Raw genomic sequence first — 15,451 nt, forward strand, 5'->3', positions numbered from 1 at the left:
CCCCTCCGGCGACTGAGGAGCGGGGCCCGGGGCGGAGCCCTGGCAGTCAGTCCAGCCGTTCGACCACCCGAAACCGTTCAGCCACAATCATCGTCCCGTCGTTCACCGTGAACGACGGATCCCCCATCGCCTCCCGCATCTCCGCCCCGTGCCAGAACGCCTCATGACCCGCCCGCCACTCCGCCACCGAGGCGTATCCCTCACCCTCGTCCAGCGCGTGCTGCAGATCGACGGCCCCCAGCGGCAGCACCCGTACCTCGGTCACCTCGATGACGGCGACCTCCCGGCCGTCCGAGTCGATCAGCGCGGAGCGTTCGCCCACCGGGGGCAATTCCTCCTGCTCCAGCTCGTATTCGCACAGCAACCCGGTCGTGGACACCTTCTCGCCGGAGAGGACCGCCGCCACCAGCTGATCGCGCAACGGCCCGGGAAAGGCGAGGAGGAAGGGGCTGAGGGGTTCGCGAGGTTCCATGCCCTCAGTGTGTCAGGCGTCACCCCGGCCCACCCTTCACGTCCGCACGCTGCGCCGATGCCCCCGGCGGTTCGACCAGTTCAAGCCAACTGACCGGAAAGCCGGAGCGGTTGCCGGACAGCGCCCCTTGACGTGGAGCATGGCCTGCCGGTTTGCTGTGCGCGATCATCTGCTCGCACACCGCATCGAAAGAAGCCTGCGGCATGCCCCCGCCTCCGCCGCCCCTGGGCCGCTCCCGCCGTCGGGGCAGCCGCTCGGACCACGTGTTCGACCCGGCCCTCGACGACGACGAACTCATCGCCGTACGCGGCCGGTTCACTCAGGGGAGGTGGACCGAGGCCCGCACCCTGCTGGTGGCGACGGGGCGGGACTGGGACCGCCGCGGACATCGATGTCTGGCCCTCGCCGAGACCTCGTCCGCCGTGGACTGGGCCGGCGACTGGCTGCTCGTCGAACCCGAGAGCGCCGACGCCGCCACCCTGCTCGGCTGCGCCCGGGTCGCCCGCGCGCTGCGGCCCAAGGCCAAGCCGAATGACGCCGCCCGCGCCCGGGAAGCCTGCCTGGCCGCCGCCCGCCTCACCCCCGACGACCCCACCCCCTGGCTCGCGCTGCTCCTCCTGGACCGGGGCCGCGACGACGGCGCGGACGAGACCGGCCGGCTCTTCGAGGAGGTGCGCTCCCGCCATCCGGACCACCATCACGCCCACCACGTGATGGCCGCCCTGCTGGCCGAGAGCAATCCCGCCAGCGGCCACGATCCCCTCCACGAGGTGTACGACTTCGCCGCCTGGGCCGCCGAACTGGCCCCCGCCGACTCCCCGCTGGCCGTGCTCCCGGTCGTCGCCCACGCCGAGCGCTACCGCGTCCTGGTCGCCGCCGGCATCGAGCCCGACGACCCGGCCGCCTCCGGGCACTGGTCCGGACGCCGGGCCCGCCAGGTGATGAAGACCGCCTTCGACTGGTGGCTGGAATGGGAGCGCGAGGACCACCCGCGCCACCGCCTCGACCTGAACTTCCTGGCACACGCCAAGGTCTGCGAGGGCCGGCCCGCCGAGGCCGCCGCCCTCTTCCACCGCATCGGGCCGTACGCCACCGCCGCGCCCTGGTCGTATTCCGGCCGGGAGCCCCACGCCGCGTTCACCGCCGCGCGTGCCTACGCGCTCGGCACCCCGTGAAGCACGAAGCGAAGCACGAAGGGCACCACCCCACCTCGCCCACCACGAAGAAGGGACCAACCCCGCCATGTCGACCGGCAGTTCAACTTCCAGTGAGACCGGCACCACGAGGGGAACGGCCGATACCGGCGGGATCAACACCTACAAGGGCGAGGAACGCGCCCTGCGCGCGAACCGGCTCGGCACCCCCGGCCTCCTGCTGTCGGTGGTCGCGGCCAGCGCCCCCCTGATGGTGGTCGCCGGGGTGATGCCCACGGTCTTCGGTGTGATGGGCATCGTCGGCCAGCCACTGCTCTACATCATCCTCGGCGTCGTCCTGATGCTGTTCGGCGTCGGGTACGCGGAGATGAGCCGGCACGTCCACAACGCCGGCGCGTTCTACGCGTACATCGCCCGCGGGCTCGGCCCGACCGCCGGCGCCGGCGCCTCGCTCGTGGCGCTGGTGGCGTACAGTGCGATGCAGGTCGGCATCTACGGGATCCTCGGCTTCGAGGTCTCCGGCATCTTCGCCGCGTACCTCGACATCGAGCTGGCGTGGTGGATACCGGCCCTGGTCGCGGCGGCCGTCGTCGGCGTCCTCGGCTGGCTGAAGATCGACCTCAACGCCAAGGTGCTCGGCGTCCTGCTGGTCATCGAGTGCGCCCTCGTCGTGATCTTCGACATCGCCGCCGTGAGCAAGCCGGGCCCCGAGGGCCTGTCGCTGCACGCTTTCAACCTTGAGACCCTCACCGGCGCCGGGCTCGGCACCGCGCTCTGCTTCTGCATCGCCGCTTTCGTCGGCTTCGAGCAGGCCCCGGTGTACGCGGAGGAGACCAGCCGCCCGCAGATCGTGGTGTCCCGCGTGATGTTCCTCGCGGTGGGCTATGCCGCCCTGTTCCTGGCGGTCAGCTCCTGGGCGCTCACCGTCGCCGCCGGCCCCGGGTCCATCGCCGACACCTCCCTCAAGGAGGGCCCCGGCATGCTGTTCGGCCTCACCGAGGAGCGGCTCGGCTCCACCTTCACCGACATCCTGCACGTCCTCTTCGTCACCGGGATGTTCGCCGCGCTCCTCAGCTTCCACAACGTGGTGGCCCGCTACGCGTTCGCGATGGGCCGCGAGGGGCTGCTGCCCGCCCGCTTCGGCCGCACCAACCGGGCGAGCGGCGCCCCCGGCACCGGATCCCTGCTCCAGACCGCGGTCTCCGTCGTGATCGTGCTGGCCTTCGCACTCACCGACGACAACCCGGTCGGCGACCCCACGGCCCCCGTCCTGCGGCTGTTCACCTGGATGGGCAACGTCGGGGCGCTCGGCATCATCCTGCTGATGGCCGCCGCCTCATTCGCCGTCATCGCCTTCTTCGTCAAGCGCGGCGCGGGCCGCGCGCAGGCCCCTCGCCTGGTCGCCTCCGCCCTCGCCGGGCTCGCGCTCCTGTCGATCGCCGTCTTCACCGTCCGCGACTTCGACGTCCTCGTCGGCTCGGGCTCCGGCTCGGCCCTCAACTGGCTGCTGCCGGGCGTGATCATCCTCGCGCTCGTCGGCGGCCTCGTGTACGGGGCGGTGCTGCGCTCGGTCAAGCCCGAGGTGCACGCCCGGATCGGCCTCGGCAACGAGGCGTTCCAGCTGGAGAAGGCGGCCGAGAGCGAGTCGGTCCGCCGCTGACCGCTCCCCGAGGGGGCCGCGAGGTCTTACCGAACGATGACGGGCATCCGCATTCCCTGGTGATCAGGGGCGTGCGGGTGCTCGAATGAACGGGTGGACAACCGCCCGACCGATACCGAAGGCGCCCCCGTGGGCCGCCGCCTCGTCCTGTCCGTGCTGGGACTGGGCGCCGCCGCCGTCGCGGGCGCGCCGCTGCTCCAGCGAGGACTGGAGAGCGGCCTCGGAGCGCTCGCCGACAAGGACCCGACCGGGCTGACCGGGCTGCTGCCCAACGGTGGCGGGTTCCGGTACTACTCCGTCGCCTCCTCCGTACCGAAGAAGGGCCCCGCCGACTACCGTCTCACCGTCGGCGGACTCGTCGACCGCCCCTCCACGTACACCCTGTCCGATCTGCGGGCCCTGCCGCAGACCCGGATGGTCCGGGACGTCCAGTGCGTCACCGGCTGGCGCGTCCCCGACACTCCCTTCGAGGGCGTCAGACTCTCCGAGATCCTCGACGCGGCCGGGGTGCGCCCCGGCGCGAAGGCCGTCCGCTTCACGTGCTTCGACGGCGTCTACAGCGAGAGCCTCACCCTCGACCAGGCCCGCCGTCCCGACGTGCTGGTCGCCCTGCGGATGCGGGACCGGGGCCTGACCCACGCGCACGGCGGTCCCGTCCGCCTGTACGTCGCCCCGATGTACTTCTACAAGTCGGCGAAATGGCTCTCCGGGATCACCGTCACCGACGCGGTCCGCCCCGGCTACTGGGAGGAGCTCGGCTATGACGTCGACGCCTGGGTGGGACGGTCCAACGGCCGCGATGACACCCCCACCGTCTGAACCGGCCCCCCGGGTGCACCGGTTCGGCCCGGCGCAGCGCTGGGTGCACCGGACGACGTCCTGGCTCGTGCTCCTCTGCGTGGCGACCGCGGCCTGCCTGTACGTGCCCCAGCTGGCCGAACTCGTCGGCCGCCGCCGGCTCGTGGTGACCGTCCACGAGTGGTCGGGCCTGCTCGTCCCCGTACCGCTGCTGCTCGGCCTGGCCTCCCGAGAGCTGCGCGTCGACCTGACCCGGCTCAACCGGTTCGGGCCGCACGACCGGCACTGGCTGCGGGCGGTGCGCCGCCGTGACCACCGGGCCTCGGCACGGCCCGCGGGCAAGTTCAACGCGGGCCAGAAGCTCTACGCGTCGTGGATCGCCGGGGCGCTCCTGGTGATGCTCGGCACCGGGCTGCTGATGTGGTTCACCTCGCTCGCGCCCCTGGTGGTGCGCACGGGAGCCACCTTCGTCCACGACTGGCTGGCGCTCGCCATCGGCGTCGTGCTGGCCGGTCACCTCGCGATGGCGTACGCCGATCCCGAGGCGCGGCGCGGCATGCGGACGGGGTCGGTCGGCCCCCACTGGGCGCGGACGGAACACCGGCTGTGGCAGCCGGAAGGGGGCCGGTCCCCCGCACCCTCCCGGGCGGGCGACCGTCCCCCCGGGGAGTCCGGAACGTAGGGCCTCTCGTTTGGATCATGCCGGGCTCGCGGGGTCCGGCATGATCCGAACGAGAGGCCCGACCGTCGCGCGCTACAGCAACAGCGACAGCAGCAGGATGAAGGCCATGGCCACCACGGAGATGATCGTCTCCATCACCGACCAGGTCTTCACCGTCTGGCCGACGTCCATGCCGAAGTACTCCTTCACCAGCCAGAACCCGGCGTCGTTCACATGACTGAAGAAGAGCGAACCGGCGCCCACGGCCAGCACCAGCAGGGCCGCGTGCGAGGTCGACATGTCGGCGGCCAGCGGGGCGACCAGCCCGGCGGCCGAGATGGTGGCGACCGTGGCCGAGCCGGTGGCGAGGCGGATCGCGACGGCGATCAGCCAGCCCAGCAGCAGGGCCGGTATCGACCAGTTCTCGGAGAACTCCAGGACCATCCGGCCCACCCCGGCGTCGATCAGCGTCTGCTTGAAGCCGCCGCCCGCGCCGACGATCAGCAGGATCCCGGCGATCGGGGCGAGGGACTTCTCCACGGTGCCGGCGAGCCGGTCCCTGGTGAACCCGGCGGCCCGGCCGAGCGTGAACATCCCTACGAGGACGGCCGCGAGCAGGGCGATCAGCGGCGAGCCGACGACCGCGGTGACCTTCTGGAGACCGTTCCCGGGGTTGTCGACCACGATCTCGACGAGCGCGTTGAGCAGCATCAGGACGACCGGCAGCAGGATGGTCGCCAGGGTCGCGCCGAAGCTCGGGCGGCGGTCCAGGTCCTCGGAGGGGCGCTGCGGGATCATGTTCTCCGGCGGCTTGATGTCCACCCAGCGCGCGGCGTAGCGGGAGAACACCGGACCGGCGATGATCACCGTCGGGATGGCGACCAGCACACCGAGCGCCAGCGTCACCCCGAGATTGGCGTCCAGGGCGTCGATCGCGACCAGCGGGCCGGGGTGCGGCGGGATCAGCCCGTGCATCACGGAGAGCCCGGCCAGCGCCGGGATCCCGATCCGCATCAGGGAGTAGTTGCCGCGCTTGGCGACGAGCAGCACGACCGGGATCATCAGCACGATCCCGACCTCGAAGAACAGCGGCAGACCGATGATCGAGGCGATCAGGACCATCGCCCAGGGCATCACCCGGCCACTCGCCTTCGCGAGGATGGTGTCGACGACCTGGTCCGCCCCGCCCGAGTCGGCGAGCAGTTTGCCGAGGATCGCGCCGAGCGCGATCAGGACGCCCACACCCGCGACGGTGGAGCCGAGGCCCGCGGTGAAGCTGAGAATCGTGTCGGCCGGGGCGGCTCCCGCGAAGGAGCCGAGCGCCAGCGAACCGATGGTCAGCGCCAGGAACGCGTGCATCTTGAGCTTGGTGATGAGGAGAACGATGACGGCGATGCCCGCCAGGACGGCGATGCCCAACTGAGCGTTGCCTGCCGAGGTGATCGGTTCGGCGGCGTCCGCTGCCAGCATCTCGACGCTGAGACTGGTCACGGTGATGGTCCTTAACTGTCGAGCCGGCGCAGCGCGGCGACGGCTCGCCGGGTGATTTCCTCAGGGGTGCCGGACACGTCGACGCTCACCCCGGCCTCGTTGGCCCGGAGCGGCTGCAGCGTCGCGAACTGGGAGTCGAGCAGCGCGGTGGGCATGAAGTGGCCCTTGCGGTCCGCCATCCGCTCCTCGATCAGCGCCCGGTCACCGGTCAGATGCAGGAAGACGGCGTCCGGCGCCTCCTCCCGCAGCCGGTCCCGGTAGACGCGCTTGAGCGCGGAGCTGGAGACGACCCCGCCGAGCCCCGCCCGCCCGTGCGCCCACTCGCCGATGGCGTCCAGCCACGGCCACCGGTCGTCGTCGTCCAGGGGGGTGCCGGCCGACATCTTGGCGATGTTCGCCGGGGGATGGAAATCGTCGCCCTCGGCGTACGGAACGCCGAGTTCGGCGGCGAGCAGGGGACCGATCGTGGTCTTGCCGGTTCCTGCTACGCCCATCACCACGACGACGTGGGGGGTGCTCATGGGGGGTGCCGTGTTCATGGGGGTGTCTCGCTGTCTTCTTCGACATCGGTCCGTCGCGCTACTGAAACCTATTAGGTGTGACTTATTCAAGACCCTGTGACGTAAACGTCGTACTTTTTGTTCCGGAGGGCCGCCCCGTAGGCTTGACTCATGAGCACACAGGGCCAGGGGCTGCATACACATGTGCTGGACACCCTGGGGCTGGAGATCTCCTCCGGCCGGTTCCCGCCCGGCAGCGTCCTGCGCACCGACGAGCTCGCCCAGCGCTTCGACGTCTCCCGTACGGTCGTCCGCGAAGTGGTCCGGGTCCTGGAATCGATGCACCTGGTCGAATCCCGCCGCCGCGTCGGTGTGACCGTCCGTCCCACCGAGACCTGGAACGTCTACGACCCCCAGGTCATCCGCTGGCGCCTCGCCGGCGCCGACCGCCCCCGCCAGCTGCGCTCCCTCACCGTGCTGCGCTCCGCGATCGAACCCGTCGCCGCCGGCCTCGCCGCCCGCCACGCCACCGCCGCGCAGTGCGCCGAGCTCACCGAACGCGCCCTCGGCATGGTCGCCACCTCGCGCGGTCAGCAGCTGGAGGGCTACCTCGAACACGACATCGCCTTCCACCGGATCGTTCTCAACGCCTCAGGGAACGAGATGTTCGCCCGGCTCGGGGACGTCGTCGCCGAGGTGCTCGCGGGCCGCACCCACCACCAGGTGATGTTCGAGGACCCCGACCCGGCCGCCGTCACGCTGCACGTCCGGCTCGCCGAGGCGGTCCGCGAGGGCGACCCGGAGGCCGCCGAACGGATCACCAAGGAGATCGCGGTCGGCGCCCTGCACGAACTGGACGTCCTCGCCCCGTAGCGCTTCCGTGCCCCGCAGAGCTTCCGGGCGACGCGGCGCGGGACCCGCCTCCGAGGCGTACGGTTGTCCGCGTTCGATCTTCGCGAAAGCTCAGGAGCAGGGAGAGCACGGTTATGGCGCAGCAGGTGCAAGGGGTCATCGCACCGGGGAAGAACGAGCCGGTCAGGGTCGAGACGATCGTGATCCCGGACCCCGGTCCCGGCGAGGCCGTCGTGAAGGTCCAGGCGTGCGGCGTCTGCCACACCGACCTGCACTACAAGCAGGGCGGCATCAACGACGAGTTCCCCTTCCTCCTCGGCCACGAGGCCGCGGGCGTCGTGGAGTCGGTCGGCGAGGGCGTCACGGACGTCGCCCCCGGCGACTTCGTCATCCTCAACTGGCGTGCCGTGTGCGGCCAGTGCCGGGCCTGTCGGCGCGGCCGCCCCTGGTACTGCTTCGACACCCACAACGCGAAGCAGAGGATGACGCTGCTCGACGGCACGGAGCTGTCGCCCGCCCTCGGTATCGGCGCCTTCGCCGAGAAGACCCTCGTCGCCTCCGGCCAGTGCACCAAGGTCGACCCCGAGGTCTCCCCGGCCGTCGCCGGACTTCTCGGCTGCGGCGTCATGGCGGGCATCGGCGCCGCCATCAACACCGGCCAGGTCGGCCGCGGCGACTCCGTCGCCGTCATCGGCTGCGGCGGCGTCGGCGACGCGGCCGTCGCCGGCGCCCGGCTGGCCGGCGCGGCGAAGATCATCGCGGTCGACATCGACGACCGCAAGCTGGAGACGGCGAAGAAGATGGGCGCCACCCACACCGTCAACTCCCGCTCCACCGACCCCGTCGAGGCCATCCGCGCCCTCACCGACGGCAACGGCGCCGATGTCGTCATCGAGGCCGTCGGCCGCCCGGAGACCTACGAACAGGCCTTCTACGCCCGCGACCTGGCCGGCACGGTCGTCCTCGTCGGTGTCCCGACCCCGGACATGAAGCTCGAACTGCCGCTCCTGGACGTCTTCGGCCGCGGCGGCTCGCTCAAGTCCTCCTGGTACGGCGACTGCCTGCCCTCCCGCGACTTCCCGATGCTCGTCGACCTCCACCAGCAGGGCCGCCTGGACCTCGCCGCCTTCGTTACCGAGACCATCGGCCTGGGCGACGTCGAGCAGGCCTTCGCCCGGATGCACGACGGCGACGTCCTCCGCTCGGTGGTGGTCTTCTGATGACCGCCCGCATCGACCACCTCGTCACCTCCGGCACCTTCGCCCTCGACGGCGGTGAGTGGGACGTCGACAACAACGTCTGGATCATCGGCGACGACACCGAGGCGATCGTCGTCGACGCCGCCCACGACGCCGCCGCCATCGAGGCCGCACTCAGCGGCCGGACGCTGCGCGCCATCGTCTGCACCCACGCGCACAACGACCACATCGACGCCGCCCCCGCCCTCGCGGAAGCCACCGGCGCCCCGATCCTCCTCCACCCGGACGACCTGCCGCTCTGGCAGCGGACCCACCCGGACCGCGCCCCCGACGGCACCCTGACCGACGGCCAGGAACTGACCGTCGCCGGCACCACGCTCACGGTCCTGCACACCCCGGGCCACGCTCCCGGCGCGGTCTGCCTGTACGCCCCCGGCCTCTCCGCGGTCTTCACCGGGGACACCCTCTTCCAGGGTGGTCCCGGCGCCACCGGCCGGTCTTTCTCACATTTCCCGACGATCATCGACTCGATCCGGGACCGGCTGCTCACCCTGCCGGGCGACACGGCCGTCCGCACCGGCCACGGCGACCCCACCACCATCGGCGCGGAGGCCCCACAGCTCGACGAATGGATCAAGCGCGGCCACTGAGCGTTGCGTTACGTCACCGGTCCGGCCAGGCGGAGAGCCGCAGCCCGCTCTCGAAGCGGCGCTGCTCCCCGCCGACCGGATCGGTGAACTCCAGCACGCGAGCCAGCAACTGCAACGGCCGCGACCAGTCGTCCGGCTCCCCCTCCGCCGCCACCACCGGATACAGCGGATCGTGAACGATCGGCAGACCCAGGGCGTTCATGTGGACCCGCAGTTGATGCGTCCGCCCGGTCGCCGGCAGTAGCCGGTAACGCCCGACCCCGCCTCGGTGCTTCACCAGCTCCACGCGACTCTCGCTGTTCGCCTCGCCCGGCTCCTCCCGGGCGGCGAGCACCCCGCGTTCCTTCACGATCCGGCTCCGTACGGTCCGGGGGAGGGTGAGCTCCGGGTCGTACGGGGCCACCGCCTCGTACTCCTTGCGCACCAGCCGGTCCCGGAACAGCGTCTGGTACGCGCCCCGGTCCTCGGGCCGCACCACGAACAGGACGAGCCCCGCGGTCAGCCGGTCCAGCCGGTGCGCGGGCTGCAACGCGGGCAGCTCCAGATCCCGCCGCAGCCGGGCCACCGCGGTCTCGGTGATGTGCCGCCCCCGGGGCATGGTCGCCAGGAAGTGCGGCTTGTCCGCGACCACGAGGCGCTCGTCCCGGTACACGACCCCGACCGGGAACGGCACCGGCTCCTCGGCCGTGAAGTCCCGGTGGAACCAGAGAAACCGCCCGGCGACGTAGGGCTCATCACCCCGCACAGCGACACCGTCCGCCCCCACGAACCGCCCGGCATCGAGCATTTCCGTCACCCGGACCGCCCCGATCGCCCCGCCGAACCGAGCTACCAGATGCTCCCCCACGCATCCCCGGGCCCCGCCCGGATCCTCCGGCAACCGCACCCGCACCGCGTCGATCCCGTCCCGCTGGGGGAGCGGTGAGACGGGCGGCTTCCTGCGGCCCCTCATGGTCGTACCTCTCCGTAGCGGGCCGGTGACGCAAAAGAGCCCCACCGAAGTGGGGCTCCTACTGGTGTCCGAGGGGGGACTTGAACCCCCACGCCCGATAAAGGGCACTAGCACCTCAAGCTAGCGCGTCTGCCATTCCGCCACCCGGACAAGGTGTCTGTCTCGCGGGCCCGTGCCCGTTCCGACGAGGAAAACCATAGCAAACTTTCAGGGGTGCTCGATCACGCCCCGATGGCTGCGAAGGGTGCGCGACGGGGGGGTGCGCGGCCTTGGGTGTACGCCGTGGGCGCGGGAGGATGAGGAGGAGCACCACAGCGACAGTGGAAGGAACCAGCGTGAGCGAGAGCAGCACGGGCAAGGCCGTCACCGGCGGCAACGCCGAGAGGGAGGTCGTCGACCTCTGTCGTGACCTGATCCGGATCGACACCAGCAACTACGGCGACCACTCGGGCCCCGGTGAACGGCTCGCGGCCGAGTACGTCGCGGAGAAGCTCGCGGAGGTCGGTCTGGAGCCGCAGATCTTCGAGTCGCACCAGGGGCGGGCCTCCACCGTCGCCCGGATCGAGGGCGAGGACCCCTCCCGCCCGGCGCTCCTCATCCACGGGCACACCGACGTCGTCCCGGCCAACGCGGCGGACTGGACGCACGACCCGTTCTCCGGGGAGATCGCGGACGGCTGTGTCTGGGGCCGGGGCGCGGTCGACATGAAGGACATGGACGCGATGACCCTCGCGGTCGTCCGTGAGCGGATGCGTACCGGCCGCAAGCCCCCGCGCGACATCGTGCTCGCCTTCCTCGCGGACGAGGAGGCCGGCGGGACGTACGGGGCGCGCTACCTCGTCGACCACCACCCCGGGCTCTTCGAAGGCGTGACCGAGGCGATCAGCGAGGTCGGCGGCTTCTCCTTCACCGTCAACGAGAACCTGCGGCTGTATCTGGTGGAGACGGCCCAGAAGGGCATGCACTGGATGAAGCTGACCGTGGACGGCACCGCCGGGCACGGCTCGATGATCCACAAGGACAACGCGATCACCGAGCTGTCCGAGGCGGTGGGGCGGCTGGGACGGCACAAGTTCCCGGTGCGGGTCACCAAGACGCTGCGGCACTTCCTGGACGAGCTCTCGGACGCGCTGGGCACCGAGCTGGACCCGGAGAACATGGACGAGACGCTCGCCAAGCTCGGCGGCATCGCCAAGCTCATCGGCGCCTCCCTCCAGAACACCGCCAACCCCACGCAGCTCGGTGCGGGCTACAAGGTCAACGTCATTCCGGGCCAGGCGACCGCCCACGTCGACGGCCGCTACCTGCCGGGGTACGAGGAGGAGTTCCTGGCCGACCTGGACCGGATCCTCGGCCCCAACGTGCGGCGCGAGGACGTGCACGCGGACAAGGCGCTGGAGACCACGTTCGACGGCGCCCTGGTCGACGCCATGCAGACCGCGCTGGTCGCCGAGGACCCGATCGCCCGTGCCGTGCCGTACATGCTCTCGGCCGGCACCGACGCGAAGTCCTTCGACGACCTGGGCATCCGGGGCTTCGGCTTCGCCCCGCTGAAGCTGCCGCCTGAGCTGGACTTCGCCGGGATGTTCCACGGCGTCGACGAGCGGGTCCCGGTCGACGGTCTGCAGTTCGGCGTGCGGGTGCTCGACCGGTTCATCGACCATTCCTGACCGCCCCCTGACCGATAAGCCGTCGATTCGTCCACCTGTGCGGAGATGTCCGAACGGGTGAAACGAGCCGTTCACACGTAGCCCCGCCCCAGCCTCCTCGTTACAAGGTTTGCGGTCCGCGGCTGGGACCGCATTTCCAACTAGGAGGAATAATGATCAAGAAGGTCGTCGCAGTTGCGGCTGCTACGGGTGGCCTCGTTCTCGCGGGTGCGGGCATGGCTTCCGCCGACGCGGGCGCCCAGGGTGCTGCCATCGGCAGCCCCGGCGTGCTCTCCGGCAACGTCGTCCAGGTTCCGGTCCACGTGCCGATCAACGTGTGCGGCAACACGGTCTCCGTGATCGGTCTGCTGAACCCCGCCTTCGGCAACACCTGCGTCAACGCCTGACGTTGAACGTCAACCCGTAAGGGTTTGAGCTCGATCGGTCCCGGAGTGCACTCCATGCGCTCCGGGACCGTTCGGCATTCGGCTCCCGCACGGTCATGTCCGGGGGTTTTTCGGAAGCCAGAAGGCAGGAAACGAACCTATGCGACAGGTCACTCGTAAAGGCCTGATCACCATGGCGGCTGCGGGCGGAGTGCTCGCGCTCAGTGGTGGATACGCCCACGCCGACTCCGGGGCGGCCGGCACGGCGTCCGGCTCGCCGGGCGTGCTGTCCGGCAACTCGGTCCAGGTCCCGATCGACATCCCGGTCAACGTCTGCGGCAACTCCGTCAGCGTCGGCGGACTGCTCAACCCCACCGGTGGAAACGACTGCGGAAACGGATCAGCAGAATCTGACGGCTCGGCCGACCGCTCGGCCGCTCCCGAGACCCGCTCGGTCCCCGGCGACACCGGCAACGACGCCCAGGCCGGCGACACCACCGCCTCGGACCGGCGCTCCGGCGCCTCGGACCGGCACTCCGAGCCCGGTGCCGGCCGTCACCGGGCCCCGGGCGGCGGCGCCACGGCCGAAGGGACCGCCCAGGGCTCGCCCGGCATCCTCTCCGGCAACTTGATCCAGGCACCGATCGACATCCCCGTGAACCTCTGCGGGAACAGCGTCACCATCGGCGGACTGCTGAACCCCGCCTTCGGCAACAGCTGCTCCAACGACGCCGAGGTTCCGCCCCCGCCGCCAGAGGAGCCCGAGGTTCCCCCGGTCACGCCGGAGACGCCGGTCAACGAGAAGCCCGAGCCGAACGCTCCCGAGACCCAGCACTTCCCCCAGGAGCAACTCGCACAGACCGGTGGTGGCGGGCTCGAACTGCTCATCCCGGCCAGCGCCGGTCTGCTGCTCGCCGGTGCGGGATCGGTTCTCTACCGCCGCTCGCGCAGCGCCGCCTGACCCGGGGCGCGCACAGCACGGCACACCCCACGTAGGGAGCGGGCCCCGCGACTGCGGGGCCCGCTCCATGTCACCAGGTGGCCCGTAGCTGACGGATGATCCGTCGGCGCAGCCGCACCCTGCGGCTGCCGTCCCTGCGGAGCGTCAGGCGGTCCAGTTCCCAGTGTCCGTACTCGGCGTGGTCGGTCAGGAGTCGGGCCGCTTCCCTGCGGGAGACCCCGCGCGGCACGTACACGTCGACGAATTCGTATTCCGGCATCGCATCTATTGTGCGGGCAGTGCCCCGGTACGGATAGCGTCTGCACTATGTCTGATGCTGCGCAGCCCACCGCTGCCGAGGTACGTGCCGCCGCCGAAGCGGTCAAAGCCGCGATCGACCGTCACCTCGACGCGGTCGAACGCCGTACCGGGGACGACGACCCCGCCGTCTACGACGCGTTCAACGCCCTTGCCGCTGCCGCCGAGGTCTACGACGAGCTCCTCTACGACCGCTACGACGAAGTCACCCCCTTCGAGATCCCCGGCGCGGACGACTCCCTGCCGCCCTACGCCGGTCCCGCGGAGCCCAGCGCGCTCAGTGTCCTGATCCGGCGCGACTACGTGGTCGCGGAGCCCCCGCGGCTGCTCGCACAGGCCCAGCGCCTCGCCGACCTCGACGTGGGTCCGGGCGACGGCCCGGACGCGGCCCCGGTGGTCGGCACCAGCGTCCACGCCGCGCTCGGTGTGCTCTTCGGCGAGTACGAACCGGACGAGATCGCCTCCCGGCACAAGGAGTTCGGCCTGGAGGAGGGCGACTCCACCCTGTGGGTCTCGGCCGGGGAAGCGCCGCCGGAGCCGGGGGAGTGGCTCGGCGCCCCGTTCGAGGACGCCGACCCCGAACTCGTGGTCTGCCGCTTCGACGTCAGCGCGGTCTTCGACGAGGAGGACGAGTCGGACGAGGACTTCGCCGGCCCCGCGGTGGGCGGCCTCTGACCTCTGACCTCTCCTTCCTTCTTTCTCCCGCACCGGACGTGACGGTGGGGCCTCGGTGCACCGTGCACCGAGGCCCCACCGCTGTCCGGATCAGCTCACCCACTCATCCGCTCAGGAAGCCGCGTCGGGCGTCGGGAGCGCCTCCAGCAGCGGGCGCAGCCGGGTCGTCCGCTCCTGGGCCGGGACCTGCGCCACCGCGTGCGGGAGCGCCTGGTCCACCCCGTGGACCACGGAGAGATGCCGCTCGCCCCGGCCGAACGCGGTGTACACCCACGGCCGGCTGAGTCCCTGCGCGGCGTCGCCCGGCAGCACCACGACCACGGCGGGCCAGCGCATCCCGGCCGCCTGATGGGCGCTGAGGGCCCAGCCGTGCCGCACCGACGCCTCCACCCGCTCCTGCGGTACGACGACGGGGACGCCTCCGCAGTCCAGCCGCAGCCCCTCGGCGTCGGCCGAGCGCACCACCCCGGGCACCGCACGGCCGGGCGCGGGCACATGGACCACGCGGTCGCCCGGATCGAATCCTCCGAACCGCCCCGGGCCCGGGTTGAGCCGCTGCTTCAGCGCCTCGTTCAGCGCCCTGGTCCCGGCGGCCCCGCCGTGGCCCACGGTGATCACCTGGGTCTCCTCGGCGGGGATGCCGAACGCCCGGGGCACCGAGTCGGCGACCAGCTGCACGGTGCGGTGGACCGCCTCGCCCGCGTCGCGGACCGGGACGATCACCACCTCCTTGCCCGGGGCGTCGACCTGGTTCAGCTCGCCGATGCCGATGCCGGAGACCAGCTCGCCGATCGGCCCCGGGTCCGGGGTGCGGGAGACGACCTGCGGACACGCGCGGGCGGCCAGCACATCGGCGAACACCCGCCCGGCCCCCGCCGAGCCCAGCACGCCCGGGTCGCCGCTCAGCACCAGTCGGGTGCCGTCGGCCAGCGCCTCGACCAGGACCGCCGCACCCTCCACGTCCAGCTGCGGGGCGTCCAGCACGACCAGCAGGTCCAGGGCGAGCGCCCCGTCCTCGTCCCGGCCGGGGCCCTGCGCGCCGGACAGCAGGCCAGCCAGGGTGACCGCCGTGTCCGGATCGCCGGTGGCCGCCG

18 protein-coding genes and 1 tRNA gene are annotated in these 15,451 nt (G+C 71.4%); 11 read left to right on the plus strand and 8 right to left on the minus strand.

Annotated elements, in window-relative coordinates; all coding sequences use genetic code 11:
• Positions 1-46: 46 nt before the first annotated feature.
• Both B9S58_RS18065 and B9S58_RS37535 read right to left on the minus strand, forming a co-directional pair.
• Positions 47-472 carry an ASCH domain-containing protein gene (locus B9S58_RS18065; RefSeq protein WP_103533160.1) on the minus strand — a complete coding sequence of 142 codons (426 nt, stop codon included), beginning with the start codon at positions 470-472 and terminating at the stop codon, positions 47-49.
• Between the two features lie 19 nt (positions 473-491).
• The gene (locus B9S58_RS37535; RefSeq protein WP_146063526.1) at positions 492-677 is read right to left on the minus strand and encodes a hypothetical protein; all 186 of its coding nucleotides are present in this window, start codon (positions 675-677) and stop codon (positions 492-494) included.
• Between B9S58_RS37535 and B9S58_RS18070 the strand changes: the two genes are divergently transcribed.
• The 4 genes from B9S58_RS18070 (at position 676) to B9S58_RS18085 (ending at position 4,766) form a co-directional block, all read left to right on the plus strand.
• A complete protein-coding gene (locus B9S58_RS18070) occupies positions 676-1,647 on the plus strand; it encodes a hypothetical protein (protein WP_103533161.1) in 972 nt (323 codons plus the stop codon). The genes B9S58_RS37535 and B9S58_RS18070 overlap by 2 nt on opposite strands.
• 67 nt (positions 1,648-1,714) lie before the next feature.
• Positions 1,715-3,286, plus strand: coding sequence for an APC family permease (locus B9S58_RS18075; RefSeq protein WP_103533162.1), 1,572 nt, complete (start codon positions 1,715-1,717; stop codon positions 3,284-3,286).
• 93 nt (positions 3,287-3,379) lie between these two features.
• Complete coding sequence (locus B9S58_RS18080; protein WP_103533163.1) at positions 3,380-4,105, plus strand: molybdopterin-dependent oxidoreductase; 726 nt, start codon at positions 3,380-3,382, stop codon at positions 4,103-4,105.
• Positions 4,086-4,766: a cytochrome b/b6 domain-containing protein gene (locus tag B9S58_RS18085; protein ID WP_103533164.1), complete on the plus strand. Its 681-nt coding sequence runs from the start codon at positions 4,086-4,088 to the stop codon at positions 4,764-4,766. The genes B9S58_RS18080 and B9S58_RS18085 overlap by 20 nt, the downstream gene beginning before the upstream one ends.
• A 72-nt stretch (positions 4,767-4,838) precedes the next feature.
• On the opposite strand, the gene B9S58_RS18090 is transcribed toward B9S58_RS18085, so the two are convergent.
• Both B9S58_RS18090 and B9S58_RS18095 read right to left on the minus strand, forming a co-directional pair.
• On the minus strand, positions 4,839-6,236 hold the full coding sequence (locus B9S58_RS18090) for a GntP family permease (RefSeq protein ID WP_103533165.1): 1,398 nt from the start codon (positions 6,234-6,236) through the stop codon (positions 4,839-4,841).
• An 11-nt stretch (positions 6,237-6,247) separates the two neighbouring features.
• Positions 6,248-6,757: a gluconokinase gene (locus tag B9S58_RS18095; protein WP_103533166.1), complete on the minus strand. Its 510-nt coding sequence runs from the start codon at positions 6,755-6,757 to the stop codon at positions 6,248-6,250.
• Between the two features lie 150 nt (positions 6,758-6,907).
• Here B9S58_RS18095 and B9S58_RS18100 point away from each other — a divergent pair, with 150 nt between their 5' ends.
• From B9S58_RS18100 to B9S58_RS18110, 3 genes are all read left to right on the plus strand, one after another.
• Positions 6,908-7,609, plus strand: a complete 702-nt coding sequence (locus B9S58_RS18100; RefSeq protein ID WP_103533167.1) for a FadR/GntR family transcriptional regulator — start codon at positions 6,908-6,910, stop codon at positions 7,607-7,609.
• Positions 7,610-7,722: 113 nt separating this feature from the next.
• Positions 7,723-8,808 (plus strand): S-(hydroxymethyl)mycothiol dehydrogenase, encoded by a 1,086-nt coding sequence (locus B9S58_RS18105; RefSeq protein ID WP_103533168.1) that lies wholly within the window; start codon positions 7,723-7,725, stop codon positions 8,806-8,808.
• Complete coding sequence (locus tag B9S58_RS18110; RefSeq protein ID WP_103533169.1) at positions 8,808-9,437, plus strand: MBL fold metallo-hydrolase; 630 nt, start codon at positions 8,808-8,810, stop codon at positions 9,435-9,437. Before B9S58_RS18105 ends, B9S58_RS18110 begins: the two co-directional genes overlap by 1 nt.
• A gap of 13 nt (positions 9,438-9,450) precedes the next feature.
• Here the strand turns inward: B9S58_RS18110 and B9S58_RS18115 are convergent, their stop codons facing one another.
• Positions 9,451-10,389, minus strand: a complete 939-nt coding sequence (locus B9S58_RS18115; protein ID WP_103533170.1) for an RluA family pseudouridine synthase — start codon at positions 10,387-10,389, stop codon at positions 9,451-9,453.
• Between the two features lie 62 nt (positions 10,390-10,451).
• Positions 10,452-10,539, minus strand: a tRNA-Leu gene (locus B9S58_RS18120).
• A 185-nt stretch (positions 10,540-10,724) separates the two neighbouring features.
• On the opposite strand from B9S58_RS18120, the gene B9S58_RS18125 reads away from it, so the two are divergent.
• From B9S58_RS18125 to B9S58_RS39975, 3 genes are all read left to right on the plus strand, one after another.
• Positions 10,725-12,059: a M20/M25/M40 family metallo-hydrolase gene (locus tag B9S58_RS18125; protein WP_103533171.1), complete on the plus strand. Its 1,335-nt coding sequence runs from the start codon at positions 10,725-10,727 to the stop codon at positions 12,057-12,059.
• A 152-nt stretch (positions 12,060-12,211) separates the two neighbouring features.
• Complete coding sequence (gene chpH, locus B9S58_RS18130) at positions 12,212-12,445, plus strand: chaplin ChpH (protein WP_003970136.1); 234 nt, start codon at positions 12,212-12,214, stop codon at positions 12,443-12,445.
• 139 nt (positions 12,446-12,584) lie between these two features.
• Positions 12,585-13,385 carry a chaplin gene (locus B9S58_RS39975; protein ID WP_103533172.1) on the plus strand — a complete coding sequence of 267 codons (801 nt, stop codon included), beginning with the start codon at positions 12,585-12,587 and terminating at the stop codon, positions 13,383-13,385.
• A gap of 70 nt (positions 13,386-13,455) precedes the next feature.
• Here the strand turns inward: B9S58_RS39975 and B9S58_RS18140 are convergent, their stop codons facing one another.
• The gene (locus B9S58_RS18140; protein WP_103533173.1) at positions 13,456-13,644 is read right to left on the minus strand and encodes a DUF5703 family protein; all 189 of its coding nucleotides are present in this window, start codon (positions 13,642-13,644) and stop codon (positions 13,456-13,458) included.
• Positions 13,645-13,691: 47 nt separating this feature from the next.
• Between B9S58_RS18140 and B9S58_RS18145 the strand changes: the two genes are divergently transcribed.
• Positions 13,692-14,357: a hypothetical protein gene (locus tag B9S58_RS18145; RefSeq protein WP_103533174.1), complete on the plus strand. Its 666-nt coding sequence runs from the start codon at positions 13,692-13,694 to the stop codon at positions 14,355-14,357.
• A 111-nt stretch (positions 14,358-14,468) separates the two neighbouring features.
• Here B9S58_RS18145 and B9S58_RS18150 read toward each other — a convergent pair.
• Positions 14,469-15,451, minus strand: a 983-nt coding sequence (locus tag B9S58_RS18150) for an ATP-dependent RecD-like DNA helicase (protein ID WP_181009356.1), incomplete at its 5' end; no start/stop codon positions are given.

This window comes from Streptomyces sp. SM11 (assembly GCF_002910905.1).
In the GTDB taxonomy this organism is placed as follows: Bacteria; Actinomycetota; Actinomycetes; order Streptomycetales; family Streptomycetaceae; genus Streptomyces.